Source organism: Roseovarius sp. PS-C2, assembly GCF_018862045.1.
GTDB lineage: Bacteria > Pseudomonadota > Alphaproteobacteria > Rhodobacterales > Rhodobacteraceae > Roseovarius.
This window is the reverse complement of record NZ_JAHKSQ010000005.1, coordinates 23,621-47,078: the sequence shown is the minus strand read 5'-3', so window position 1 is coordinate 47,078 and position 23,458 is coordinate 23,621. Positions and strand designations below refer to the sequence as shown.

At 62.0% G+C, this 23,458-nt stretch carries 23 protein-coding genes; 13 read left to right on the top strand and 10 right to left on the bottom strand.

Annotated elements, in window-relative coordinates:
• The first annotated feature begins 15 nt into the window (after window positions 1-15).
• The 5 genes from KPG71_RS10500 to KPG71_RS10480 all read left to right on the top strand — a co-directional run bounded on the left by KPG71_RS10500 (window position 16) and on the right by KPG71_RS10480 (window position 4,318).
• On the top strand, window positions 16-1,212 hold the full coding sequence (locus tag KPG71_RS10500; protein ID WP_216338039.1) for a glycine C-acetyltransferase: 1,197 nt from the start codon (window positions 16-18) through the stop codon (window positions 1,210-1,212).
• A gap of 8 nt (window positions 1,213-1,220) precedes the next feature.
• On the top strand, window positions 1,221-2,249 hold the full coding sequence (tdh, locus tag KPG71_RS10495; RefSeq protein WP_200797802.1) for an L-threonine 3-dehydrogenase: 1,029 nt from the start codon (window positions 1,221-1,223) through the stop codon (window positions 2,247-2,249).
• Window positions 2,250-2,310: 61 nt separating this feature from the next.
• Entirely contained in the window at window positions 2,311-2,760 is a 450-nt protein-coding gene (gene msrB / locus KPG71_RS10490; protein WP_216338038.1) for a peptide-methionine (R)-S-oxide reductase MsrB, read from the top strand.
• Window positions 2,757-3,251: a peptide-methionine (S)-S-oxide reductase MsrA gene (msrA, locus tag KPG71_RS10485; protein WP_216338037.1), complete on the top strand. Its 495-nt coding sequence runs from the start codon at window positions 2,757-2,759 to the stop codon at window positions 3,249-3,251. Before msrB ends, msrA begins: the two co-directional genes overlap by 4 nt.
• Window positions 3,252-3,394: 143 nt before the next feature.
• Window positions 3,395-4,318, top strand: a complete 924-nt coding sequence (locus KPG71_RS10480) for a DMT family transporter (protein ID WP_216338036.1) — start codon at window positions 3,395-3,397, stop codon at window positions 4,316-4,318.
• Window positions 4,319-4,324: 6 nt separating this feature from the next.
• On the opposite strand, the gene KPG71_RS10475 is transcribed toward KPG71_RS10480, so the two are convergent.
• The 5 genes from KPG71_RS10475 to KPG71_RS10455 all read right to left on the bottom strand — a co-directional run bounded on the left by KPG71_RS10475 (window position 4,325) and on the right by KPG71_RS10455 (window position 9,707).
• Window positions 4,325-5,650, bottom strand: a complete 1,326-nt coding sequence (locus KPG71_RS10475) for an FAD-binding oxidoreductase (protein WP_216338035.1) — start codon at window positions 5,648-5,650, stop codon at window positions 4,325-4,327.
• Window positions 5,647-6,462 carry an ABC transporter permease gene (locus KPG71_RS10470; protein ID WP_216338034.1) on the bottom strand — a complete coding sequence of 272 codons (816 nt, stop codon included), beginning with the start codon at window positions 6,460-6,462 and terminating at the stop codon, window positions 5,647-5,649. Before KPG71_RS10470 ends, KPG71_RS10475 begins: the two co-directional genes overlap by 4 nt.
• A 79-nt stretch (window positions 6,463-6,541) precedes the next feature.
• The gene (locus tag KPG71_RS10465; RefSeq protein WP_216338033.1) at window positions 6,542-7,432 is read right to left on the bottom strand and encodes an ABC transporter permease subunit; all 891 of its coding nucleotides are present in this window, start codon (window positions 7,430-7,432) and stop codon (window positions 6,542-6,544) included.
• A gap of 3 nt (window positions 7,433-7,435) precedes the next feature.
• Window positions 7,436-8,560, bottom strand: coding sequence for an ABC transporter ATP-binding protein (locus KPG71_RS10460; protein ID WP_216338032.1), 1,125 nt, complete (start codon window positions 8,558-8,560; stop codon window positions 7,436-7,438).
• A gap of 61 nt (window positions 8,561-8,621) precedes the next feature.
• Window positions 8,622-9,707: a polyamine ABC transporter substrate-binding protein gene (locus tag KPG71_RS10455; protein WP_216338031.1), complete on the bottom strand. Its 1,086-nt coding sequence runs from the start codon at window positions 9,705-9,707 to the stop codon at window positions 8,622-8,624.
• Window positions 9,708-9,855: 148 nt separating this feature from the next.
• On the opposite strand from KPG71_RS10455, the gene KPG71_RS10450 reads away from it, so the two are divergent.
• Window positions 9,856-10,551: a GntR family transcriptional regulator gene (locus KPG71_RS10450; RefSeq protein ID WP_216338030.1), complete on the top strand. Its 696-nt coding sequence runs from the start codon at window positions 9,856-9,858 to the stop codon at window positions 10,549-10,551.
• Between the two features lie 94 nt (window positions 10,552-10,645).
• On the top strand, window positions 10,646-12,043 hold the full coding sequence (locus KPG71_RS10445) for an aspartate aminotransferase family protein (protein ID WP_216338029.1): 1,398 nt from the start codon (window positions 10,646-10,648) through the stop codon (window positions 12,041-12,043).
• 37 nt (window positions 12,044-12,080) lie between these two features.
• On the opposite strand, the gene rfbA is transcribed toward KPG71_RS10445, so the two are convergent.
• The 5 genes from rfbA to doeA all read right to left on the bottom strand — a co-directional run bounded on the left by rfbA (window position 12,081) and on the right by doeA (window position 16,808).
• Entirely contained in the window at window positions 12,081-12,953 is an 873-nt protein-coding gene (gene rfbA, locus KPG71_RS10440; protein ID WP_216338028.1) for a glucose-1-phosphate thymidylyltransferase RfbA, read from the bottom strand.
• Window positions 12,950-13,807 (bottom strand): dTDP-4-dehydrorhamnose reductase, encoded by an 858-nt coding sequence (gene rfbD, locus KPG71_RS10435; RefSeq protein ID WP_216338027.1) that lies wholly within the window; start codon window positions 13,805-13,807, stop codon window positions 12,950-12,952. Before rfbD ends, rfbA begins: the two co-directional genes overlap by 4 nt.
• Window positions 13,804-14,844, bottom strand: a complete 1,041-nt coding sequence (rfbB, locus tag KPG71_RS10430; protein WP_216338026.1) for a dTDP-glucose 4,6-dehydratase — start codon at window positions 14,842-14,844, stop codon at window positions 13,804-13,806. Before rfbB ends, rfbD begins: the two co-directional genes overlap by 4 nt.
• The gene (rfbC, locus tag KPG71_RS10425) at window positions 14,841-15,407 is read right to left on the bottom strand and encodes a dTDP-4-dehydrorhamnose 3,5-epimerase (protein ID WP_216338336.1); all 567 of its coding nucleotides are present in this window, start codon (window positions 15,405-15,407) and stop codon (window positions 14,841-14,843) included. Before rfbC ends, rfbB begins: the two co-directional genes overlap by 4 nt.
• A gap of 216 nt (window positions 15,408-15,623) precedes the next feature.
• Window positions 15,624-16,808, bottom strand: coding sequence for an ectoine hydrolase DoeA (gene doeA / locus KPG71_RS10420; RefSeq protein WP_216338025.1), 1,185 nt, complete (start codon window positions 16,806-16,808; stop codon window positions 15,624-15,626).
• A 161-nt stretch (window positions 16,809-16,969) separates the two neighbouring features.
• Between doeA and eutB the strand changes: the two genes are divergently transcribed.
• The 6 genes from eutB to KPG71_RS10390 all read left to right on the top strand — a co-directional run bounded on the left by eutB (window position 16,970) and on the right by KPG71_RS10390 (window position 23,239).
• Window positions 16,970-17,971: a hydroxyectoine utilization dehydratase EutB gene (eutB, locus tag KPG71_RS10415; RefSeq protein WP_216338024.1), complete on the top strand. Its 1,002-nt coding sequence runs from the start codon at window positions 16,970-16,972 to the stop codon at window positions 17,969-17,971.
• A complete protein-coding gene (locus KPG71_RS10410) occupies window positions 17,961-18,953 on the top strand; it encodes a cyclodeaminase (protein WP_216338023.1) in 993 nt (330 codons plus the stop codon). Before eutB ends, KPG71_RS10410 begins: the two co-directional genes overlap by 11 nt.
• Window positions 18,950-19,714 (top strand): carbon-nitrogen hydrolase family protein, encoded by a 765-nt coding sequence (locus tag KPG71_RS10405; protein ID WP_216338022.1) that lies wholly within the window; start codon window positions 18,950-18,952, stop codon window positions 19,712-19,714. Before KPG71_RS10410 ends, KPG71_RS10405 begins: the two co-directional genes overlap by 4 nt.
• Window positions 19,715-19,729: 15 nt before the next feature.
• Complete coding sequence (locus KPG71_RS10400) at window positions 19,730-20,203, top strand: Lrp/AsnC family transcriptional regulator (RefSeq protein ID WP_216338335.1); 474 nt, start codon at window positions 19,730-19,732, stop codon at window positions 20,201-20,203.
• A 111-nt stretch (window positions 20,204-20,314) separates the two neighbouring features.
• Window positions 20,315-21,790 (top strand): NAD-dependent succinate-semialdehyde dehydrogenase, encoded by a 1,476-nt coding sequence (locus tag KPG71_RS10395; protein WP_216338021.1) that lies wholly within the window; start codon window positions 20,315-20,317, stop codon window positions 21,788-21,790.
• A 78-nt stretch (window positions 21,791-21,868) separates the two neighbouring features.
• Window positions 21,869-23,239, top strand: coding sequence for an aspartate aminotransferase family protein (locus tag KPG71_RS10390; protein ID WP_216338020.1), 1,371 nt, complete (start codon window positions 21,869-21,871; stop codon window positions 23,237-23,239).
• Window positions 23,240-23,458 lie beyond the last annotated feature (219 nt).

Below are 23,458 nucleotides of genomic sequence, written 5' to 3'. Positions count from 1 at the left end.
GAAAGGACAAGGCAGATGAGTGCAAGAGACCGTTTTGACGAGGATATTGCCGGACGCCTTGAAGGGCTGCGCGACGAGGGGTTGTATAAATCCGAACGGGTGATCACCAGCAAACAGGCGGGGAAGGTCGCGCTGGAGGACGGGCGCGAGGTGATCAACCTGTGCGCCAACAATTACCTTGGGCTGGCCGACAACCCCGAGATCACCGCCGCCGCGCACGAGGCGCTGGACCGCTACGGGTTCGGCATGGCGAGCGTGCGCTTCATTTGTGGGACGCAGGAAGAGCACAAGGCTCTGGAAGGCGTGATCGCGCGGTTTCTGGGAAAAGAGGATTGCATCCTGTATCCAAGCTGTTTCGATGCGAATGCCGGTTTGTTCGAGACGATTCTCGGCCCCGAGGACGCGATCATTTCCGATGCGCTGAACCATGCCAGCATCATCGACGGGGTGCGCCTGTGCAAGGCGCAGCGGCATCGCTACGCCAATTCCGACATGGCCGATCTGGAGCAGTGTTTGCAGGCCGCGCAGGGGGCGCGGCATCGCCTGATCGCCACGGATGGCGTGTTTTCGATGGATGGCTATTACGCCAGGCTGGACGAGATTTGCGATCTGGCGGACCGTTACGATGCGATGGTGATGGTGGATGATTGCCATGCCACGGGGTTCGTGGGCGATACGGGCCGGGGCACGCCGGAGAAATTCGGGGTCATGGACCGGGTGGATATTCTGACCGGGACGCTGGGCAAGGCGCTGGGCGGGGCTTCGGGCGGGTATACGGTGGCCAGTGGGCCGGTGGTGGACTGGTTGCGGCAACGCTCGCGCCCCTATCTGTTTTCCAACACGCTGGCGCCGGTGATCGCGGCGGCGTCGCTGAAGGTGTTCGAAATGATGGAGGACGGGGCCGAACGCCGCGCCCGTATCTGGGACAACGCGGGTTATTTTCGTGAACGCATGGGCGCGCTGGGGTTCGAGCTGTTGCCCGGCGATCATGCGATCATTCCGGTGATGTTGCGGGACCCCAAGCTGGCGCAGGCCATGGCGGCGAATCTGGACAATCACGGTGTGTTTGTCTCTGCTTTCAGCTTTCCGGTGGTGCCGAAGGATCAGGACCGCATCCGCACGCAGATGAGCGCGGCGCATGATCGCGCGATGCTGGACCGGGCGATTGATGCCTTTGAAACGGTCGGTCGAGACCTAGGGGTGATCCGATGACGAACGAGATGAAGGCGCTGGTCAAGGCGCGGCCCGAAGAGGGGCTGTGGATGCAGAACGTGCCGGTGCCCGAACCGGGGCCGAACGATGTGCTGATCAAGATAAAGAAAACCGCGATTTGCGGCACTGACGTGCATATCTGGAAGTGGGACGAATTCAGCGCGAAAACGGTGCCTGTGCCGATGGTCGTGGGCCACGAATTCGTCGGTGAGATCGTGGATATGGGTGCGGCGGCCCGGACCTATCGTATCGGGCAGCGTGTATCGGGCGAGGGGCATATCGTGTGTGGCACCTGCCGGAATTGCCGCGCCGGCCGGGGGCATCTGTGCCGCAATACTAAAGGCGTGGGCGTGAATCGCCCCGGAGCCTTTGCCGAGTACCTGTGCATCCCGGAAAGTAACGTGGTGCCGATCCCCGAGGACATCCCCGACGAAATCGCCGCGATTTTCGATCCGCTGGGCAATGCGGTGCATACGGCGCTGAGCTTTGATCTGGTGGGTGAGGATGTGCTGGTGACGGGTGCCGGGCCGATCGGGATCATGGGCGCGCTGGTGGCCCAGAAGGTGGGCGCGCGCAAGGTGGTGATCACCGACATCAACCCTTATCGGCTGGATCTGGCGCGCCGGATGGGGGTGCAGCATGTGGTGGATGTGGGCAACGAGACCCTGCGCGACGTGATGGACGAGATCGGCATGACCGAAGGATTCGACGTGGGGCTGGAAATGTCGGGCGCGGCCCCGGCGATGCAGCAGATGATCGCGCGGATGAACAATGGCGGCAAGCTGGCCCTGCTCGGGATCGCGCCGACGGAATTCCCGGTGGACTGGAACACGGTGATTTTCAAGATGCTCCAGATCAAGGGCATCTATGGCCGCGAGATGTACGAGACATGGTACAAGATGATCGCGCTGGTGCAGTCGGGGCTGGACGTGTCTGGCCTGATCACGCATCGCATTCATATCGACGCGTTCGAGCAGGGGTTCGCGGCGATGATTTCGGGCAATTCTGGCAAGGTTGTGATGGACTGGGAGGGATGAGCCCCTTTCATCAACCGCTCTTTGCCCCATCTTTTGAAGGGACAGGAACAGGAGCGTGAGAATGACCAGGTATACCAAAGACCCCGACGCAGTCGCCGCCCTGGACCCGGAGCAATACTGGGTCACGCAGGAAAGCGGGACCGAACGGCCAGGCACGGGCCGGTATCTTGAGAACAAGGAGCCGGGGATATACGTGGATATCGTCTCGGGGGAGCCGCTGTTTGCGTCCTCGGACAAGTATGAATCTGGCTGTGGCTGGCCCAGTTTCACCAAGCCGATCGAGCCTGCGCATATCAACGAGCTGCGCGATGACAGTCACGGCATGGTCCGCACCGAGGTGCGCAGCACCCATGGCGACAGCCATCTGGGGCATGTGTTTCCCGACGGGCCGCAGGACAGGGGCGGTTTGCGCTATTGCATCAACTCGGCCAGCCTGCGGTTTATCCATCGCGACGACATGGAGGCCGAGGGCTATGGCGATTATCTGGATCAGGTGGAGGACGTGACATGAGCGAACGTGCCGTGCTGGCGGGGGGCTGTTTCTGGGGCATGCAGGACCTGATCCGCAAGCTGGACGGGGTGATTTCCACCCGTGTCGGTTACACCGGCGGGGATGTGCCCAACGCCACCTATCGCAATCATGGCACCCATGCCGAGGGGATCGAGATCATCTTCGATCCCGGCAGGATCAGTTACCGCAAGTTGCTGGAGGTGTTTTTCCAGATCCACGACCCGACGACGCTGAACCGGCAGGGGAACGATATGGGGATGTCCTATCGTTCGGCGATTTATTATGTGGACGAGGCGCAGAAGGAGATGGCGCTGAAGACCATCGCCGATGTCGAAGCCTCGGGGCTCTGGCCCGGAAAAGTGGTGACCGAGGTCGAGCCCGTTGGCGACTTCTGGGAGGCCGAGCCCGAGCATCAGGATTACCTGGAGCGCTTTCCGCAGGGCTATACCTGCCATTTTCCGCGCCCGGACTGGGTGTTGCCGGGAAGCTGAGATTGTCTGTTCAGGCTGGAATAGTGACTGTTTCAGCCTGAGCGGAATCAGCTATGCGCCTTGTTGAAGGGTGGATTGTGGTGCAAGCGGATTGATTTCCCCGCCGGGTCGCCGCAATCATGCGCGTGGAAGGAAACGCGCAGATGAGCCCATTCAAGGGGATTACCCTCAAACTTTGTTCCGTGATCCTGTTCGTGGTCATGTCCTCGCTGATCAAGGCGGCGTCGGGTGCCGTCCCGCCGGGGCAGGCGGTGTTTTTCCGCTCGTTGTTCGCGATTCCGGTGATTCTGACATGGCTGGCGGTGCGCGGGGATCTGGCGACGGGGCTGCGGGTGACATCGCCTATGGGGCATTTCTGGCGCGGGTTCGTGGGCACGGCGGCGATGGGGCTGATGTTTGCGGGTCTTGGCCTGCTGCCGCTGCCTGAGGTCACGGCGCTGGGCTATACCGCGCCGCTGCTGACGGTGGTGTTCGCGGCAATGTTCCTGGACGAGCGGGTGGGCCTGTTCCGGATCGGGGCGGTCGCGCTGGGGCTGGTGGGGGTTCTGATCGTGCTGGCCCCGCGCCTGAGCACGCTGACGGGCGAAACGGTGCAGACCACGCAGGCCGTGGGCGCGGTGATGGTCCTGATGGGGGCCACCTGTGCGGCGCTGGCGCAGATCTATATCCGCAAGCTGGTGGCGAGCGAGCAAACCAGTGCCATCGTGTTCTATTTCTCGGCCACCTCGACCTTGTTGTCCTTGCTGACGATTCCCTTTGGCTGGACGATTCCGGGCGGAACAGAGACTGTTTACCTGATCCTCGCGGGGCTGATCGGCGGCATCGCGCAGATTTTCCTGACCTCTGCCTATCGCTTTGCCGATGCCAGCGTGGTGGCGCCGTTCGATTATGCCTCGATGTTGTTCGCGCTGGCGATCGGGTACGTGATTTTCGACGAGGTGCCGACCAGACCGATGTTGCTGGGCGCGGTGCTGGTGATTGCGGCGGGGATCATCATCATCCTGCGCGAGCGTCATCTGGGCCTGAAGCGCGGGCAGGCTCGTGCGTTGCGCACCCCGCAGGGTTAGGGCCTGTTACCCGCCGGTCAATGCGGCCACCGCGTAGGGCGGCCAGAGCCATGCGCGCCGCAAACGGCCCAGGGGAAAGCGCCGGGGCGGTTTGCGCAGGATGGCCGGATAGGCGCGGCCCGGTGTCTTGTCCTGTGCCAGATCGGCAAGGATCGCCCCCGCGTGGCTGGCCATCGCCACACCGTTGCCCTGATAGCTGAGCGCGGTGAAGGCCCCCGGTATTTCCGGGATCGGGCCGGCATAGGGCGTCATGTCGCGCGAGAGGCTGAGCAACCCGTTCCAGCTATAGGGGGTATCGACATGCGCCCAGGCGGGGAACATCCGCTCGAAATGGCTGCGGATCGTGCGGTGCATGCGGGCATCCTGCGCTGGAGAGCTGAACAACCCGCCGCGCATCCCGAACAGGAAGCGCCGGTTCGGCATCAGGCGGAAATAGTGCAGGAAGAACCGTTCGTCATAGGCCATCTGGGTGCTGGACCAGCCCTGTTCGGCGATCTCTTCGTCCGACAGGGTGCGGGTGACCAGCACATTGGATTGCGCAGGCAGGTATCGCGCCCGCATCCAGCGCGGCAGGTCGTCCGAGGAATAGCCGTTGGTCGCCACGATCAGGCGTTTGGCGGTGATCCGGGCGTTGTCGGTCTGCAGGGTAAAGCGATTGCCGTGGTCGATCCGCTGCACGGGGGAGCGCGAAAAGATACGCGCGCCCTGCGCGCTGGCCGCCTGCGCGAGGCCAAGCGCGTATTTGGCCGGGTTCAGCGCGAATCCTACCGGAATGCTCAAGCCGCAGTGGAACGGGCCGGACATGCCGTGCTGTGCCAGATCTTCGTTCGGGATGATTTGCGGCGTGATGCCGAGATCGACCTCGATCCGTTTCGACTCGGCCTCGAACCCGGCCAGCGACCTGGGAGTGAAGCCCATGACGGTTTCGCCGTCCGAGTGGCGGTCGACCTGCAAATCGTGGCGCTCGATCAGATCCGCGGCGGTTTCAACGGCGGCCATTTCGGCGCGGCGGGCCTCGGCGCGGGCGTTTTCGCCGTGCAGTTTGGCGATCACCGGGTCGGGGGCCCCGAACCCGCCGAGACAGCAGAATCCGCCATTGCGCCCCGAGGCGCCCCAGCCGGGCGTATTCGTCTCTAACACGGCCACATCTGCCCCGGATTCGGCCAGGTGCAAGGCGGCGGAAAGGCCGGTAAAGCCCGCGCCGATCACCGCCACGTCGCAGGTGATCTGCCCCGAGGCGGCAGGATAGCCGGGATCGGATACCGTATCGCCCCAATAGCACTGCGCGCGGGGCGCATCGCCATAGGTGTGCTCGGGAAAGATGTGTTTCATGCGCGTTCGGCGGCGCGTTGATCGGCCTCTTGTCGCAGGGCCGCACGTTTCGTCACGATCGAGGCGGTGATGACCCCAACGGCGACCACGGCGATCATCAGCGTGGACAATGCGTTGATCTCGGGGCTGACGCCCAGGCGGATCGACGACCAGATCTTGATCGGCAGGGTGGTGGCCGACGGACCGGCGGTAAAGGACGCGATCACCAGATCGTCCAGCGACAGGGTAAAGGCCAGCAGCCAGCCGGAAATCACCGCAGGCGCGATGATGGGCAGGGTGACAAGGCGAAACGCCTGCATTGGCGAACAGCCCAGATCGAGAGCGGCCTCTTCCAGCGAGCGATCAAAGCTGACCAGCCGCGACGACACCACGACCGACACGTAACACATCGAAAAGGTCGTATGGGCGAGGATGATGGTGAACACGCCACGGTCCAGCCCGATGCCGATGAACAGTAGCAGCAAGGACAGGCCGGTGATCACCTCGGGCATGACAAGCGGTGCGTAGATCATGCCGGAAAACAGGGTGCGCCCCGCGAAACGGCCCGCGCGGACCATGACATAGGCCGCCATGGTGCCAAGGACCGTGGCGATGGTGGAACTGACAAAGGCCACCTGAAGCGTGACCCATGCGGCGTCCAGAAACGCCTCGTTCCGCAGGAGTTCGCCATACCATTTGGTGGAAAATCCCGCCCAGACCGTGACCAGCTTGGATTCATTGAAGCTGTAGATGATCAGCAGGACCATCGGCAGGTAGAGAAAGGCAAAGCCGAGGGTCAGCGATGTGGCGTTGAACCAGGTAAAGCGTCTCATGCGCGCGCCCTCCGGGTGGCGATGTCTTGAAAAGACATCGGGCTGAAATCTTTTGAAGATTTCAGGTGCATGACGGTTCTCATCCTTCGGCCTCCCGCTGTTTCTGCTCGTTGCGCTGGAACAGGATGATCGGGATGATCAGGATCAGCAGCAGGATCACCGCCACGGCACTGGCCACCGGCCAGTCGCGGTTGTTGAAGAATTCCTCCCACAGCACCTTGCCGATCATCAGGGTGCGAGATCCGCCCAGAAGCGAGGGAATCACGAATTCGCCGATGGTCGGGATGAACACGAGGAAACAACCCGCGATGATGCCGTTCTTGGACAGCGGAATGGTGATCAGCCAGAAGGCCTTGAACCGGGAACAGCCCAGATCCTCGGCCGCCTCCAGAAGCGAGGCATCCATGCGTTCGAGTGCGGCATAGATGGGCAGGATCATGAAGGGCAGGTAGGTGTAGACGATGCCGATATAGACCGCGATGGGCGTGTTGAGGATGGTCAGCGGTTCGGAAATCAGGCCGAGCCACATCAGGAGCTGGTTCAGGTATCCCTCGCCCGAGAGAATCCCCATCCACGAATAGACGCGGATCAGGAAGCTGGTCCAGAAGGGCAGGATCACCAGCAGCATCAGCGTGGGCCGCCAGTGATCGGGGGCGTTGGCCATGCCGTAGGCGATGGGGTAGCCCGCCAGCAGGGTCAGGAAGGTGGCGATGATCGCGATCTTGACCGAGGACAGGTAGGCTTTCCAGTAAAGGTCGTCGGTGGTCAGGAACTCGAAGTTTTCAAGATCGAGCTGTGAGAAGAAATCCCTGATGCCCTGCCAGCCTGCGCCGAAATCCAGCGTTGGGGTGTAGGGCGGGATGGCCAGCGCCGTGTCGCTGAGGCTGATTTTCAGGACGATGATGAAGGGCACCAGGAACAGCGCCAGAAGCCACAGGTAGGGGACCAGGATGAGAGTTGCGCGCCGCATCGTTCAGCGCTCCAGCAGGACGGCGGCGGTATCGGTCCAGCTGAGCCAGACCTCGTCCTCCCATGTGAAAGAACGGCGCGACAGGCGACGTGTGTTGGCCGTCTGGGCGCGCACGATCTGACCGTTCGGCAGCTCGACGTGATAGGTCGACAGATTGCCCAGATAAGCGATATCGAGGATCTTGCCGTGCAGCGCGTTGCGTTTGTCTTCGGGCTTTTCCGCCGTGATAGAGACTTTTTCGGGCCGGATCGCTAGGTAGGCGCGCTGTCCGTCGGTCAGCGTGACATCGGTTTCGGCATAGAGGGCGGGTTGCCCTTCGGCAAAGTCGATCCGGTATCCCGCGCCGTTCCGGGTGGCGGTGCCTTCGATGATGGTCACATCGCCGATGAAATCGGCCACATAGACGGAATTGGGGTTCTCGTAGATGCGCGCGGGGGTGTCGGCCTGAATGATCTGCCCGTGATCCATCACCGCGACGCGGCTGGCCACTGTCATTGCCTCTTCCTGATCGTGGGTGACGATCACGAAGGTGGTGCCGGTCTTTTCCTGAATGTCCATCAGTTCGAACTGGGTGTCCTGGCGCAGCTTGGCATCGAGCGCGCCCAGGGGTTCGTCGAGCAACAGCAGCTTGGGCGCCTTGGCAAGGCTGCGGGCGAGCGCCACGCGCTGCCGCTGACCGCCGGAAATCTGGTGTGGTTTGCGCTTGGCGAATTTTTCGAGTCGGGTGAGTTTCAGCATCTCGGCGACGCGATCGCCGATGGCGTCGCGGGCCATGCCGTCGCGTTTCAGGCCGAAGGCGATGTTGTCCCAGACCGACAGGTGCGGGAACAGAGCATAAGACTGGAACATCATGTTGACGGCGCGTTTGTTGGGGGGAATTGGCGCGATGTCCTGCCCGGCCAGCAGGATCGTGCCTTCGGTGGGCGTTTCGAACCCCGCAAGCATCCGCATCATCGTGGTCTTGCCACAGCCCGAGGGGCCGAGAAGGGCAAAGAACTCACGTTCGAAAATGTCGAAGGTCTGATTGTCGATGGCGGTGAAATCGCCGAACCGCTTGGTAACACCCTTGAACTGGATCAGCGGTTTTTCGTTCGGGTCGTTCCACGGCTCGAATACGGTTTGAGTCATACCTGTCCCACCTGTCAGAAAATGGCCCGCGCAAATGCGTTGCGCGGGCCGTAAAAGGGCGTCAGGTGCCCGATTTGATCTTGGTCCACAGGCGCGTCACGACGCGCTGAACCTTCGCCGGGTAGGGCGTGGTGGTATAAAGGTTGTCCATCGCGGCCTGCGACGGATAGATCGCCGGATCACCGATCACGTCCTCGACCAGGTATTCCTGCGAGGCCTTGTTGCCGTTGGCGTAATACACATAGTTCGACGCGGCGGCCATGTTTTGCGCGTCCATGATGAAGTTCAGGAACGTGTGCGCGCCATCGGGGTTGGGTGCATCAACCGGGATCGCCATCTGGTCAAACCACATCTGCGCGCCTTCACTGGGCGCATTATAGGCGATTTCGACACCATTGTCGGCTTCGGCGGCACGGTCCCGCGCCTGCAACACATCGCCTGACCAGCCGACGGCAACGCAGATGTCGCCATTGGCCAGCGCGTTGATGTATTCGCTGCTGTGGAATTTCTGGATATAGGGGCGGATCGGTGCATAGACCTCTTCGGCCTTGGCGATCACGTCGGGATCGTGGCTGTCGGGGTTTTCGCCGATATATTTCAGCGCCGCGGGGATCATCTCGGCCGGGGCATCAAGGAAATGCACACCGCATTCGGCCAGTTTTTCCATGTTCTCGGGATTGAAGATCAGGTCCAGGCTGTCGATGGGCGCGTCTTCGCCCAGCAGTTCGGTCACCTTGCCGACATTCACGCCGATCCCCGTGGTGCCCCACATGTAGTTGATGGAATAGGCGTTGTCGGGGTCGTATTGCGCGGTGCGCTGTTCGACCACGTCCCACATGTTTTCGAGGTTGGGCAGCTTGGAGGGGTCCAGTTTCTGGAACGCCCCGGCGCTGATCTGGCGTTGCAGGAAGGTGCCGGTCGGAACAACCACGTCATAGCCCGAGCCACCGGCCAGCATCTTGGTTTCCAGAACCTCGTTACTGTCGAACACGTCATAGATCAGGTCCAGTCCGGTTTCTTCCTCGAACTTGGTCAACAGTTCCTCGTCGATATAGTCGGACCAGTTGTAGACCCGCACTTCTTCTGCGCTGGCGGATATGGCGCCGAGGGCAATCGTTGCGGTGGTTGTCAGAATCAGCTTGCGCATTGTGGTCTCCCGTTGGTTCGGCAAGTTGTTTTGCCTTGTCTGCGGATTTGATCAAAAAATTCCGCTCATGGCAATATGGCAATGTTTTCACGCAGCCGTTAAACTCGCAAGATCAGTTATGAGGGCAGGGCGATTGGAGGCCCCGGAGATGAACAAGGTTGCCGGAAAATTAACCGAATCCGCCACTGCCAAAGGGCGTCTGCCGGCGCATGAGGTGATCTATAGACAGCTGCGCGATCTGGTGCTGTACGGCGATCTGGCGCCGGGGCAGGCGGTGACCATTCAGGGCCTGACCGAACGGCTGGGCGCGGGCATGACCCCGGTGCGCGAGGCGATCCGTCGCCTGATTGCCGAGGGGGCGCTGGAGTTTCAGGGCAATCGCCGGGTCTCTGTGCCGCTTCTGAGTGTCGATAATATGAGCGAATTAATTCTTGCACGTCAATGGCTTGACCCCCATCTGAGCCTGCGCGCAACCGAGCGTGCGACCCCCGATGACCTAGAGGAACTGACCGCCCTGGACGAGGCGCTCGACCGGTCGATTTCGGCGGGTGATTTGCGCGGATATCTGGAGCTGAACTACCGGTTTCACAAGCGCCTGTACGAGCTGGCCGAGGCCCCGATCCTGGCCGATCTGGCCGATGGCCTGTGGTTGCGGTTCGGCCCGTCGCTGCGGGTGGTCTGTGGGCGGCTCGGGACGCAGAACCTGCCGGACAAGCACAAGGACCTGCTGGAGGCGATGCGCGCGAAGGATGCGGAAGGCGCGGCGCGGGCGATCCGCGAGGATGTGATCCAGGGAATGGAGCAGGTGCGGCAATCTTTCGACGCTCCGGCGGTGTCGAACTGATTCGATTGACAGCGAATAATTTGATCATATTCTAGCAAAGAACAGACGGGCCGCCGGGCGGCGCCGTGTCCTCTTGCTCTTGAAAGGTTAAGTCATGACGCTGATTTCAAATCACATGCCCACGGCGGAATTGCAGGCGCTGGATGCCGCGCACCATATGCACCCCTTTACCAACGGCAATGAACTGGCCGGGCGTGGTGCGCGGGTGATCACCCGCGCCAAAGGTGTGACCCTGACCGACAGCGAGGGCAACGACATCCTCGATGCGATGGCCGGGCTGTGGTGCGTGAATATCGGCTATGGCCGGGATGAACTGGCCGAGGCCGCCGCCCGCCAGATGAAGGAATTGCCCTATTACAACACCTTCTTCATGACGACTCATGTGCCGGCAATCGCACTGGCCGACAAGCTGGCCAAACTGGCGCCGCATGACCTGAATCATGTGTTTTACGCCGGATCAGGGTCTGAAGCGAACGATACGAACCTGCGTATGGTGCGCACCTATTGGGCACAGAAGGGCAAGCCCGACAAGAAAATCGTCATCAGCCGCAAGAACGCCTATCACGGCTCCAGCGTGGGCAGCGCCAGCCTTGGCGGGATGTCGGGGATGCATGCGCAGGGCGGCCTGCCGATCCCGGATATTCACCACATCAATCAGCCCCACTGGTGGGCCGAGGGTGGTGATATGTCGCCCGAAGAGTTCGGCCTTGCCCGCGCGCGGGAACTGGAAGAGGCGATTCACGAGCTGGGCGAAGACAAGGTCGCGGCCTTCATCGCCGAGCCGGTGCAGGGCGCAGGCGGCGTGATCGTGCCGCCGGAAACCTATTGGCCGGAAATTCAGCGGATCTGCGACAAGTACGAGATCCTGCTGATCGCCGACGAGGTGATCTGCGGGTTTGGCCGGACGGGCAACTGGTTCGGCTCGCAAACCTACAATATCCGCCCGCATATCATGACCATCGCCAAGGGGCTCAGCTCGGGCTATGCGCCGATTGGCGGGTCACTGGTGTGTGACGAGGTGGCCGAGGTGATGAACAATTGCGAGTTCGCGCATGGCTATACCTATTCGGGGCATCCGGTGTCGTGCGCCGTGGCGCTGGAAAACCTGCGCATCCTCGAAGAAGAGGGCATCGTCGACCGTGCCGGGGCCGAAACAGCGCCCTACCTGAAAGAGAAATGGGACTCGCTGACAGATCACCCCTTGGTGGGCGAGGCCAAGATTGCCGGGCTGATGGGCTCGATCGCGCTGACGCCCGACAAATCCAGCCGCGCGGCATTCGCTGCCGATGCCGGAACGGCGGGGCTGATCTGCCGCGAGGCATGTTTCGGCAACAACCTGGTGATGCGCCATGTCGGGGATCGCATGGTGATCTCGCCGCCGCTGGTGATTTCCAAGCCCGAGATCGACACGATGATCGAGCGCGCCTGGAGGTCGCTGGATCAGGCCCATGCCCGCCTGAAAGACGAAGGGCTGATGAAGGCGGTCAGTTAAGGCCGCCCGACATCCATGACACTGCGAAAGCCGCCTCTTATTTGAGGCGGCTGTTCAGATAGCGGCCATAGTCGTTCTTGCTGAACATTTCGGCCCGTTCGGCGAGAGCCTCGGCACTGATCCAGCCTTTGTCATAGGCGATCTCGTCCAGACAGCCGGTTTGCAACCCTTGCCGTTTTTCCAGCGTGCGCACGAAATTTCCAGCGTCGAGCAGGCTGGCATGGGTGCCCGTGTCCAGCCAGGCATAACCCCGGCCCATGCGTTTGACCTCAAGCTTGCCGGCATGGAGATACATCTCCAGCAAGGTGGTGATCTCCAGTTCGCCCCGGTCCGAGGGTTTGACCTCGCGCGCCAGTTTCGGCGCGTCGCCATCGAGGAAATAAAGGCCCGTGACCGCATAGTTCGACGGCGGAACCTCGGGTTTTTCGATGATTTCCCTGGCGCGGCCTTCGGAATCGAAGCTGACCACGCCATAGCGCTCGGGGTCGGCGACGTGATAGCCGAACACCGTGCCGCCGGTGGTTTGACGGTCGGCATCGGCCAGAAGTTCGGACAGGCCATGCCCGAAAAAGATGTTGTCGCCCAGGACCATCGCCGACGGTGCGCCGTTCAGGAAATCCTCGGCCAGCAAATAGGCCTGCGCCAGCCCGTCGGGCGATTCCTGCACGATATAGGTCAGGGAAATGCCCCACTGGCTGCCATCGCCCAGCATCCGCTGAAACTGGGCCTGATCCTGCGGCGTGGTGATCATGGCGATGTCGCGGATACCGGCCAGCATCAATACCGAGATCGGATAGTAGATCATCGGTTTGTCGTAGATCGGCAGCAACTGTTTCGAGATCCCCATGGTGATCGGGTACAGCCGCGTGCCGGACCCGCCAGCCAGAATGATGCCTTTGCGTTGGGTCATGCTTTGGTTACTCCCAGGTCTGTCAAAACCGCCTTCAGGCCCGCGCGCCAATCGGGGCGGGCTATGCCGAAAACGGTCTCTGTTGCGGCGCAATCCAGCCGCGAATTCAATGGACGGCTGGCCGGGGTGGGATAGTCGGCGGTGGGTATCCCGCTGACCGTCACGGACCGTCCGGCAAGCTCGAATATCGCCTCGGCGAAGTCTTTCCAACTGACATCGGGTGCGCCGGAAAAGTGATAGATGCCGGACTTGCCGGGATCGGCCTGTAGCTGTTCGATCATGGCAAGGCAGGCGCGCGCGATGTCTGCGGCGGGCGTCGGCCCGCCGATCTGGTCATTCACGATGCTCAGCGCATCGCGGGTGTCCGACAGGCGCAGCATGGTTTTGACGAAGTTCCCGCCATGTGCCGAGAACACCCAGCTTGTGCGCAGGATGCCATAGGTGCCACCGGCCTTTTGCACGGCCTGCTCGCCCGCCAGTTTGCTGCGGCCATAGGCGTTTTGCGGTGCAACAGGGTCTGATATTGCGCGCGGATCGCTACCCGTTCCGTCGAACACGTAGTCGGTCGAGATATGCACAAGCGGGATGCCCAGATCGGTGCAGGCACGGGCCAGCGCGCCGGGGGTTTCGCCGTTTACCACGGTGGCGAGGGGCTCTTCCTCTTCGGCGCGGTCCACTGCCGTATAGGCGGCGGCGTTGATCACGGCTTCGGGTGCATGGGCCTTGATCGCGGCGGCACAGGCGGCGGGATCGCTCAGGTCGGCCTGATCGCGGCCCAGAAAGAGGGCCTCGGGCGCAAGACGCGCCAGTTCGGTGGCCACCTGGCCGGTTTTGCCGAAGATCAGCAGGCTCATGCCTTGCCCACCCGTGTGCCGACGCCGTCAATCTCCAGTAGCGGCTGCCACCATTCGGGGTTGTCCAGATACCATTGCACCGTCTTTTCCAGACCCTGTTCCACCGTAACAGACGGTTTCCAGCCCAGTTCGTTCATGATCCGCTCGGGGTCGATGGCATAGCGCGCATCGTGGCCGGGCCGGTCGGTGACAAAGGCGATCTGGTCCCGATAGCTGCCGCTGTCGCGCGGGCGCTTGGCGTCGAGGATATCGCAGATCGCATGCACGAGGTCGATGTTGCGCCGTTCGTTATGGCCGCCCACGTTATAGCTGCGCCCCGGTGTGCCCTTTTCCACCGCCAGCAGCAGCGCGTCGGCGTGATCTTCGACAAAAAGCCAGTCGCGCACGTTCAGGCCCTGCCCGTAAATCGGCAGCTCCTTGCCGTGCAGCGCGTTCAGGATGACCTTGGGGATCAGTTTTTCGGGGAAATGGTAAGGGCCGTAATTGTTCGAGCAATTGGTCAGCACCACGGGCAAACCGTAGGTGTGGAACCACGCCCGCACCAGATGATCCGAGGACGCCTTCGAGGCGGAATAGGGACTGCGCGGGTCATAGGGCGTGTCTTCGGTGAACAGCCCTTCGTCGCCCAGTGATCCGTATACTTCATCGGTCGAGATGTGGTGAAACCGGAACGCCTCGGGGCGGCCATTGGCAACCCATTGGGCGCGGGCCGCTTCCAGCATGTTATAGGTGCCGGTGATATTGGTCTCGATGAAATCGCCGGGCCCGTCGATCGAGCGGTCCACGTGGGATTCCGCCGCCAGATGCATCACCGCGTCGGGGTCATGGGATTCGAAAATACGGGTCAGGCCCGCGCGGTCGCGGATATCGGCCTGCTCGAAGGTGTAATTCGGGCTGTCGGCCACTTCGGCCACGTTTTCCAGCCGCCCCGCGTAGGTCAGCGCATCGAGGTTGATCACCTGATGCCCGCGCGCCACGGCCAGTCGCACCACCGCCGAGCCGATGAAGCCCGCACCACCCGTCACAAGAATCTTCATGCCGTGTCTCCGTAGGTGAAGGGGCTGTCGAAATCGGCCATCAGCGGCGCGTTGGCGTCTTTTTCGGACAGGACGGGATCGCCGCCGAGGCCCCAATCAATGCCCAGGTCGGGATCGTCGAAGCGCACCGCGCCGTCGTAGTCGGGCGCGTAGTAATCCGAGCATTTGTAGATGATTTCGGTATCGGGTTCGCGGGTGATGAACCCGTGCAGGAATCCGGCGGGGATCAGCAGTTGCAGACCGTTCTCGAAGCTGAGTTCATAGCCCACCCATTGCCCGAAGGTGGGGCTGCCCTTGCGGATGTCCACCGCCACGTCAAACAGCCGCCCGCGCCCGCAGCGCACCAGTTTGGCCTGTGCGTGGGGCGGGGATTGGAAATGCAGGCCGCGCACGGTGCCCACGGTGGCGGACAGCGAATGATTGTCCTGCACGAAATCCATGTCGATCCCGTGGTCCAGAAAGGTCTTGCGGTTCCAGCTTTCCGAGAAGAAGCCGCGTTCGTCGCCAAAGCGGCGCGGTTCCAGCAGCAGGACACCGGGCAGTTTCGTTTCCGTGACGTTCAAAACACGCACTCCCTCGCATTGGTCAACGCGTCAAGGCTTTAGCAAGCGGTGAGGCGAATGTCACCGGCAGAACCGGGGGATTGTGGTGTTGTTTGCGTGCGCACCGTTTACCACGGATGCCGCCGACCCCGGCACCGACGCGATACCGACATGATACCGACGCGGTGCCGAAGCCGGTTTTCCCTTGTTAACCGGGCTTTGGTGGCGATTCGCGGCCTAGTCCTTGACGAACATCTTTCTGGGCCGGTCGCAGAAGGTTTCCGCCGGACCGTCCTCGGTGATCAGCACCGATTCGGTAATCTCGAGGCCCCAGTCGGACATCCACAGCCCCGGCATGAAGTGGAAGGTCATGCCCGGCTCCAGAACGGTTTCGTCCTCGGCGCGCAGGCTGATGGTGCGTTCGCCCCAGTCGGGCGGATAGCTGAGGCCGATGGGATAGCCGCAGCGCGCGCCGCGTTCGATACCCGCCCGCTCCAGCGGTGCGGCCAGTGCATTGGCGATGTCGCAGGCGCGGTTGCCGGCGCGGGCGGCCTCCAGCCCGGCCTCCAGCCCCTCGACCAGCGCGTTTTCCGCATCAAGGATGAACTGCGGCGGTTTGCCCAGAAACAGCGTGCGGCAGAACGGCGCGTGATAGCGGCGGTAACAGCCTGAAATCTCAAAGAAAGTCGCCTCGCCGCTGGCAAAGTCGCGCCCGTCCCATGTGAGGTGCGGCGCGGCGGCGTCCGAGCCCGAGGGCAACAGCGGCACGATGGCCGGGTAATCGCCCCAGGCCCCGTCTACGCCGCGAATGCCGTCGCGGAGAATCTCGGCCACGACCTCGTTCTTGGGAACGCCCGGTTCGACGCGCTCCAGAAGGCCGTCCATGATCTTTTCCGAGATTGCGGCGGCCTTGCGGATGAAGACCAGTTCCTCGTCGGATTTGACCGCCCGCTGCCAGTTCACCAGCGCCGTGGCATCGACGAAGGTGGCGTCAGGCAGTTCGGCCTGAAGCACCGCATAGGCCTTGGCCGAGAAATAGTAATTGTCCATCTCGACGCCGATGCGTTTGTCCTGCACCCCCATGCCGCGCAGGCGCTCTGCCAGATCCTGCATGGGGTGGCGCTCGGTGGACTGAACGTAGTTGTCGGCGTATCCCATGACCCGATCATCGGTCATCCAAACGGTCCGCCGCCCGCCATTGGCGTCCTGATTGCGGCCCCACCAGACCGGATCGGCATCGGGCAGAACGACAACCCCCTGATGCACATAGAACGACCAACCGTCATAACCTGTCAGCCAGTTCTGGTTTGACGGGTCGGTCACGAACAAAACGTCGATGCCTGCGGACTCCATCGCGCTGCGTGTCTTGGTCAGGCGGCGCTGGAATTCGGCATCGGAAAAGGGAAGGTTCTTTTCGATCATGGTGTTTCCTGCTGTAATCGGACCTTTCCGCCTTACGGTTTTGAAACGGAGGGTGCCCCAAGGAAAACGGCAAGAAATGTCGTTTTTGGGAAATTCCATGTCGCACAATTGACGATAGCCTGCAGCAAGGCAAAGCTGCCACAATACATCAAGGAGCCGTAATGCAACCGACGCTGGCCGATATTCATGCCGCCGCGAACACGATCCGCGGGATCGCCGATGCCACGCCCCTGGTGCCGTCGCCCTATATGAGCGAACGCGCCGGGGCCGAGTTTCTGCTGAAGCTCGAGAACATGCAGCCCATAGGCGCGTTCAAGCTGCGGGGTGCGCTGAACGCCGTGGCGGGGGTGGGCGATGCGGCGGGTGTGACGTGCTGTTCCACCGGCAATCACGGGCGCGGCGTGGCTTATGCGGCAAGGGCACGGGGGATGCGGGCGGTTGTCTGCATGTCCGAACTGGTGCCGCAGGCCAAGGTGGACGGTATTCGCGCCCTTGGGGCCGAAGTGCATATCGAGGGCCGCAGTCAGGACGATGCGCTGGCACACTCCCTGCGTCTGGTGCGCGAGGAAGGGTTGGTTGAAATCTCGCCCTTCGACGACCCGCTGGTGATTGCGGGGCAGGGCACGATCGGGCTGGAGATCCTGTCGGCACGTCCCGATGTGACCACCTTGCTTGTGCCCTTGTCGGGCGGCGGACTGGCGGCGGGCGTGGCGCTGGCGGCGAAGGCGATCAATCCGGGCATTCGCGTGGTGGGAATCACCATGGATCGCGGGGCGGCGATGTATGAAAGCATCAGGGCAGGCAAACCCGTCGAAGTCGAAGAGGTCGCCAGCCTTGCCGATTCCCTTGGTGGCGGGATCGGGCTGAAGAACAGGCTGAGCTTTCCAATGTGCCGTGATCTGCTGGACGAGATCGTTCTGGTCAGCGAGGATGAAATCTATCACGCCATGCAGGTGCTCTATTACGAGGACAGGATCGTGGCCGAAGGGGCCTGCGTGGTGGGGCTGGCCGCCGTGCTGAACGGCAAGGTCACACTGGACGGTCCGAGCGCCACCATCGTGACGGGCCGCAATCTGGACATGCCTACATTCACCCGCATCGTGACCGGGCAGGATGTGGATTTGGGCGATGTGACGGTGAAAGGAAAACCCTATGTCTCATGACATCAAGATTCTAACCGAGGCGGAACTGCGTCAGGTGGTCGGCCTTGATATCGAAACCGTGGATGTGATCGAGCAGGCCTTTACCGCGCTTGCGAGCGGCGAGGTGGTGATGCCGCCCATCCTGTCGATGGACTTGCCCGCGGCCAATGGCGAGGTCGATGTGAAAACCGCCTATATTCCGGGGTTCGATGGCTTCGCGATCAAGGTCAGCCCCGGATTCTTCGACAATCCCAAGCTGGGCCTGCCGTCGCTGAACGGGCTGATGATCCTGTTTTCGGCCAAGACCGGGCTGGTTCAGGCTCTGTTTCTGGACAACGGGTATCTGACCGACATTCGCACGGCGGCTGCGGGCGCCGTGGCCGCGCGGCATATGGCGCCCGAGGTGGTGGAAACGGCGGGCGTGATCGGCACCGGCGTGCAGGCGCGGTTGCAGATGAAGGCTGCCCATCTGGTGCGGCCCTTCAGCAAGCTGCTGGTCTGGGGCCGGGACGCGGCCAAGGCGCAAACCTGCGCCGAGGATCTGGCGACGGATCTGGGGATCGAGGTGCAGCCGGTGGCGGATGCCTCCGAGCTGGTGTCGCTCAGTCAGTTGGTGGTCACGACGACCCCGGCGCGTGAGCCCGTGGTCAAGGCCGAGTGGCTGCACAAAGGGTTGCATATCACTGCGATGGGATCGGATCAGGAAGGCAAGAACGAGATCGACCCGCGTGCCCTGGCACTGGCCGATCTCTATGTGGCGGATCGTGTCAGCCAGACGGAAATTCTGGGCGAATTGCGAAGCGCCAAACAGGCTGGGGTCTGGGCGCATGGCATTCCGGCGGAACTGGGCAATGTCATCACCGGGGATGCGCCGGGGCGGCGCAGCGAAGAGGACATCACCATTGCCGACCTGACGGGTACCGGCGCGCAGGATACGGCCATCGCCAGCCACGTTTTCGCGATGATCAGGGACAGCAAGGCCGGTACGGTGATTTCTGCATGAAGCTGGGCGTGTATCAGTGCCCGGCCTCGGGCGGGGCGCAGGATGAACGCCTGGCGCGGCTTGAGCGCCATATCGCGGGGCAGGGGCTGGATTTGCTGTTGTGCCCCGAGCTGTTCTCGACAGGGTACGATCAGCGGGCCGATTACGGCGACGTGGCCGAAGCGCCGGACGGCCCGTTTGCGCAAGGGATTGTCGCGCTTGCGCGCAAGCATGGCATCGCGATTGCCTATGGGTATGCGGAACGGGCGGGGGATACGATTTACAATTCCGCGGCTTTGATCGACGCGTCGGGCCGTCTTCTGGCCAATCATCGCAAGCGCCTGCCCTCGCCATACAGTTTCGAAGAGCGGGTCTTTGGCCGGGGCGGGGCCGTGACTTTTGCCGATCTGGGCGATCTGCGGCTGGCGATGATCATTTGTTACGAGGTGGAATTCCCCGAAAGCCTGCGACAGGCGGCGCAAGGCGGTGCGCATGTGGTTCTGGTGCCAACGGCATTGGGGGCCGAGTGGGGGGTCGTGGCCGAGAAACTGGTGCCGACCCGCGCCTTTGAAAACGGGGTCTGGATCGCGTATGCGGATCATGCAGGGGACTGTGGAGCGTTGTCGTTTTACGGCGGAAGCCGGATCGTGGCCCCTGATGGGCAGGACGTGGCCCTGGCGGAAACGGGCAAGGTGGGGCTGATAGCGGCGTCGCTTGATCCGGCCCGGGTCGTCACGGCGCAAAGCCGCCTGCCTTATCTGCGCGACTGCGTGAAACTGTAGAACGGAGCCAGGATGCTGAAACTCGATGCCCGGGACATGGCCATTTTACGTGTGCTGTCCACCGAAGGACGCATTACCAAGGCCGAACTGGCAACCAAGGTCGGCCTGTCGGCCAGCCCGTGCTGGGAGCGCCTGAAAAAGCTGGAACAGGCCGGGATCATCGAAGGCTACAATGCGCGTATCAACCTGCGAAAACTTGGGCCGCATGTGACGGTGTTCGTCGCCGCCGAGCTGGCCGATCATACTCCGGCCAGTTTCCGCGCCTTCGAAGACAGTGTGCAGCACTATGACGAAATCACCGCCTGTTGGGCCCTAGGGGGTGGGTTCGATTACCTGATGCAGATCGTGACCACCGATATCGACACCTATCAACGTCTGATTGATGAGATGCTCGAGGCGCGGATCGGGCTGGCGCGGTATTTCACGTATATCGTCACGAAACCCGTCAAATCCCCGGCCTTGCCGCCGTTGGACGCCTTGATAGGGTGAATCGTCTGCTTGGTTGGTTTGAGGCAGAAGAATCTTCTGGTTACTGCGGATTGTTCAGCCCCAACTCATGGCCCTGACCCTCTAAATCTTCGGGAGAAAGGAGGGCCTTTTATGTCCGATACTGCGATCTGGACCCGCAATGGTGTCACCGATACGCGCCTTGTGCGCAGTTTTTCTTATGTGAACGGCAAGTGGACGGCTGGCGATGACAGCGCCACGATTGCTGTCACCAACCCTGCCGATGGGCGTTTGCTGGGCGATGTGGCCAGCCTGTCTGTCAATCAGGCACGCGGGGCGGTGGATGCTGCCCAGGCGGCGTTTGCCGATTGGTCGATGACTCTGCCGCAGGATCGCTCGGCCATCCTGCGCCGCTGGTTCGATCTGATGCTGGAGCACAAGGAGGACTTGGCTCGCATCATGGTGCTGGAACAGGGCAAGCCCCTATCCGAGGCGCGCGGCGAAATCGACTATGCCGCCAGCTTTGTCGAGTATTATGCCGAAGAGGCCAAGCGCCCGAATATCGAGGGCGTCACCAGCCACCTGCCCGATGCCGAGGTGGAATTGTGGCTGGAACCCGTGGGCGTCGCGGCCCTGATCACGCCGTGGAACTTCCCGGCGGCGATGCTGACGCGCAAGGCCGCTGCGGCGATGGCGGCGGGTTGTACCGTCGTGGCGCATCCGTCGAGCGAAACGCCCTATTCCGCCCTTGCGCTGGCCGAACTGGCCGAACGCGCCGGTATTCCGGCGGGCGTGTTCAACGTGCTGACGGGGCAGGCCCGCACGCTGGTGGAGCCCTGGACACAGGACAATCGCGTTCGCGCCCTGTCGTTCACCGGGTCCACGGAAATCGGGCGGCTTCTGTATCGCCAATCCGCTGACACGGTCAAACGGCTGGTGATGGAACTGGGTGGTCACGCACCGGTGATCGTGTTCAAGAACGCCGATCTGGACACCGCGATCAAGGAAACCATCAAGGCCAAGTTCGCCACATCCGGGCAGGATTGTCTGGGTGCGAACCGTATCTATGTGGAACGTCCGGTCTACGACGAGTTCTGCCGCCGCTTTACCGAGGCCACGCAGGCGCTGAGCCTTGGCGTGGGCATGGATGACCCCGAGATCGGGCCGCTGATGAACGAAAAAGCGGTGCAGAAGCAGGAGGAACACGTTGCCGACGCGTTGGAAAAAGGCGCCAAGCTGGCCTGTGGCGGCAAGCGTGACGATCTGGGGCCGCTGTTTTATCAGCCCACGGTACTGACCGACGTGCCCGACGAGGCGGCGATCATGAAGGACGAGACCTTTGGCCCCGTCGCGCCGATCACGCCGTTCGACACCGAGGAAGAGGTCATCGCACGCGCCAACGATACCGAATATGGCCTTGTCGCCTATCTGCACAGCCACGATCCGCGGCGCATCTACCGCGTGACCCGTGCGCTGCAATTCGGCATGGTGGCGGTGAACCGCACCAAGGTCACCGGCGCGCCGATCCCGTTTGGCGGGGTCAAGCAATCGGGCCTTGGCCGCGAAGGGGCCCGCAAGGGCATGGAAGAGTTCATGGAGATCAAATACGTCTGCCGCGATTGGGCGTGAGCGGGCGAAATCCTGAAAAAGATTTCGGCCCGGAATTTCTGAAAATTCCGGGCCAGCGAACAAACGAAAGGACAAAACATGCTGAAGAACGATCAACTCGATCAATGGGATCGTGACAATTTTTTCCACCCCTCGACGCATCTGGCGCAGTTCGCCCGTGGCGAGGCCCCGAACCGCGTGATCACCGGCGGCACCAACTGCCATATCGAAGACCGCGACGGCAACAAGCTGCTGGATGCCTTTGCCGGGCTTTACTGCGTGAACGTGGGCTATGGCCGTCAGGACATCGCCGACGCCATCGCCGAACAGGCCAAGGAATTGGCCTATTACCACGCCTATGTGGGTCACGGCACCGAGGCGAGCATCACGCTATCCAAGATGATCATGGATCGTGCGCCCAAAAACATGAGCAAGGTCTATTTCGGCCTGTCGGGGTCTGATGCGAACGAGACCAACGTCAAGCTGATCTGGTACTACAACAACATCCTTGGCCGCCCCGAGAAGAAGAAGATCATCTCGCGCTGGCGCGGATATCATGGGTCGGGGTTGATGACCGGCTCGCTGACCGGGCTGGAACTGTTCCACAAGAAATTCGACCTGCCGCTGGCGCAGGTGATCCATACCGAAGCGCCGTATTATTTCCGTCGCGACGATCTGGACCAGAGCGAAGAGCAATTCGTGCAGCATTGCGTGGACGAGCTGGAGGCGCTGATCGAGCGCGAAGGCGCGGACACCATCGCCGCTTTCATCGGTGAGCCCGTTCTGGGCACCGGCGGTATCGTCCCCCCGCCCGCCGGGTACTGGCAGGCCATTCAGGCGGTTCTGAAAAAGCATGACATTCTGCTGGTGGCCGACGAGGTTGTTACCGGCTTTGGTCGTCTGGGAACGATGTTCGGCTCGGATCATTACGGGCTGGAACCCGACCTGATCACCATCGCCAAGGGTCTGACCAGTGCCTATGCGCCGCTGTCGGGGTCCATCGTGGGCGACAAGATGTGGAAGATTCTGGAACAGGGCACCGATGAAAACGGCCCCATCGGCCACGGCTGGACCTACTCGGCCCATCCCATCGGGGCGGCGGCCGGTGTGGCTAACCTCAAGCTGCTGGACGAACTGGACCTGATCGCCAACAACCGTGAGGTGGGTGGCTATCTGAACAAGACCATGTCCGATGCGCTGGCCGGGCATGGCAATGTCGGTGATGTGCGCGGTGAAGGGATGATGTGCGCTGTCGAATTCGTCAAGGACAAGGACAGCCGCACATTCTTTGACGGCACCGACAAGGTCGGGCCGCAGATTGCCGGTGCACTGGCCGCACAGGGCGTGATCGGTCGCGCCATGCCGCAGGGCGATATCCTGGGTTTTGCACCGCCGTTCTGCCTGACTCGGGACGAGGCCGACGAGGTGGTCGGCAAGACCGTCAAGGCCGTTCAACAGGTTCTTGGGTAAGTTGATCACATGCCGGGCCGCTATTCGAATGGATAGCGGCCCGGCACGGTCGCGGCATTCAGACGCAGGCGAAACGCCTGAATTGCCCATATAAATTGCCCAATCTTCCCGCGATGCCGCTATTCGATGCAAAATGTCGCGGAATCGGGTTGCAACAGAAATTCAATGGCGTTTTAGTTCAATGAAACGCGGGAAAATCCGCGAGTAACGATAACAGGG

Coding starts and splice junctions, on each gene's coding strand:
- KPG71_RS10500 (WP_216338039.1), top strand. CDS start 16: ATGAGTGCAAGAGACCGTTTTGACGAGGATATTGCCGGACGCCTTGAA.
- tdh (WP_200797802.1), top strand. CDS start 1,221: ATGAAGGCGCTGGTCAAGGCGCGGCCCGAAGAGGGGCTGTGGATGCAG.
- msrB (WP_216338038.1), top strand. CDS start 2,311: ATGACCAGGTATACCAAAGACCCCGACGCAGTCGCCGCCCTGGACCCG.
- msrA (WP_216338037.1), top strand. CDS start 2,757: ATGAGCGAACGTGCCGTGCTGGCGGGGGGCTGTTTCTGGGGCATGCAG.
- KPG71_RS10480 (WP_216338036.1), top strand. CDS start 3,395: ATGAGCCCATTCAAGGGGATTACCCTCAAACTTTGTTCCGTGATCCTG.
- KPG71_RS10475 (WP_216338035.1), bottom strand. CDS start 5,650: ATGAAACACATCTTTCCCGAGCACACCTATGGCGATGCGCCCCGCGCG.
- KPG71_RS10470 (WP_216338034.1), bottom strand. CDS start 6,462: ATGAGACGCTTTACCTGGTTCAACGCCACATCGCTGACCCTCGGCTTT.
- KPG71_RS10465 (WP_216338033.1), bottom strand. CDS start 7,432: ATGCGGCGCGCAACTCTCATCCTGGTCCCCTACCTGTGGCTTCTGGCG.
- KPG71_RS10460 (WP_216338032.1), bottom strand. CDS start 8,560: ATGACTCAAACCGTATTCGAGCCGTGGAACGACCCGAACGAAAAACCG.
- KPG71_RS10455 (WP_216338031.1), bottom strand. CDS start 9,707: ATGCGCAAGCTGATTCTGACAACCACCGCAACGATTGCCCTCGGCGCC.
- KPG71_RS10450 (WP_216338030.1), top strand. CDS start 9,856: ATGAACAAGGTTGCCGGAAAATTAACCGAATCCGCCACTGCCAAAGGG.
- KPG71_RS10445 (WP_216338029.1), top strand. CDS start 10,646: ATGACGCTGATTTCAAATCACATGCCCACGGCGGAATTGCAGGCGCTG.
- rfbA (WP_216338028.1), bottom strand. CDS start 12,953: ATGACCCAACGCAAAGGCATCATTCTGGCTGGCGGGTCCGGCACGCGG.
- rfbD (WP_216338027.1), bottom strand. CDS start 13,807: ATGAGCCTGCTGATCTTCGGCAAAACCGGCCAGGTGGCCACCGAACTG.
- rfbB (WP_216338026.1), bottom strand. CDS start 14,844: ATGAAGATTCTTGTGACGGGTGGTGCGGGCTTCATCGGCTCGGCGGTG.
- doeA (WP_216338025.1), bottom strand. CDS start 16,808: ATGATCGAAAAGAACCTTCCCTTTTCCGATGCCGAATTCCAGCGCCGC.
- eutB (WP_216338024.1), top strand. CDS start 16,970: ATGCAACCGACGCTGGCCGATATTCATGCCGCCGCGAACACGATCCGC.
- KPG71_RS10410 (WP_216338023.1), top strand. CDS start 17,961: ATGTCTCATGACATCAAGATTCTAACCGAGGCGGAACTGCGTCAGGTG.
- KPG71_RS10405 (WP_216338022.1), top strand. CDS start 18,950: ATGAAGCTGGGCGTGTATCAGTGCCCGGCCTCGGGCGGGGCGCAGGAT.
- KPG71_RS10395 (WP_216338021.1), top strand. CDS start 20,315: ATGTCCGATACTGCGATCTGGACCCGCAATGGTGTCACCGATACGCGC.
- KPG71_RS10390 (WP_216338020.1), top strand. CDS start 21,869: ATGCTGAAGAACGATCAACTCGATCAATGGGATCGTGACAATTTTTTC.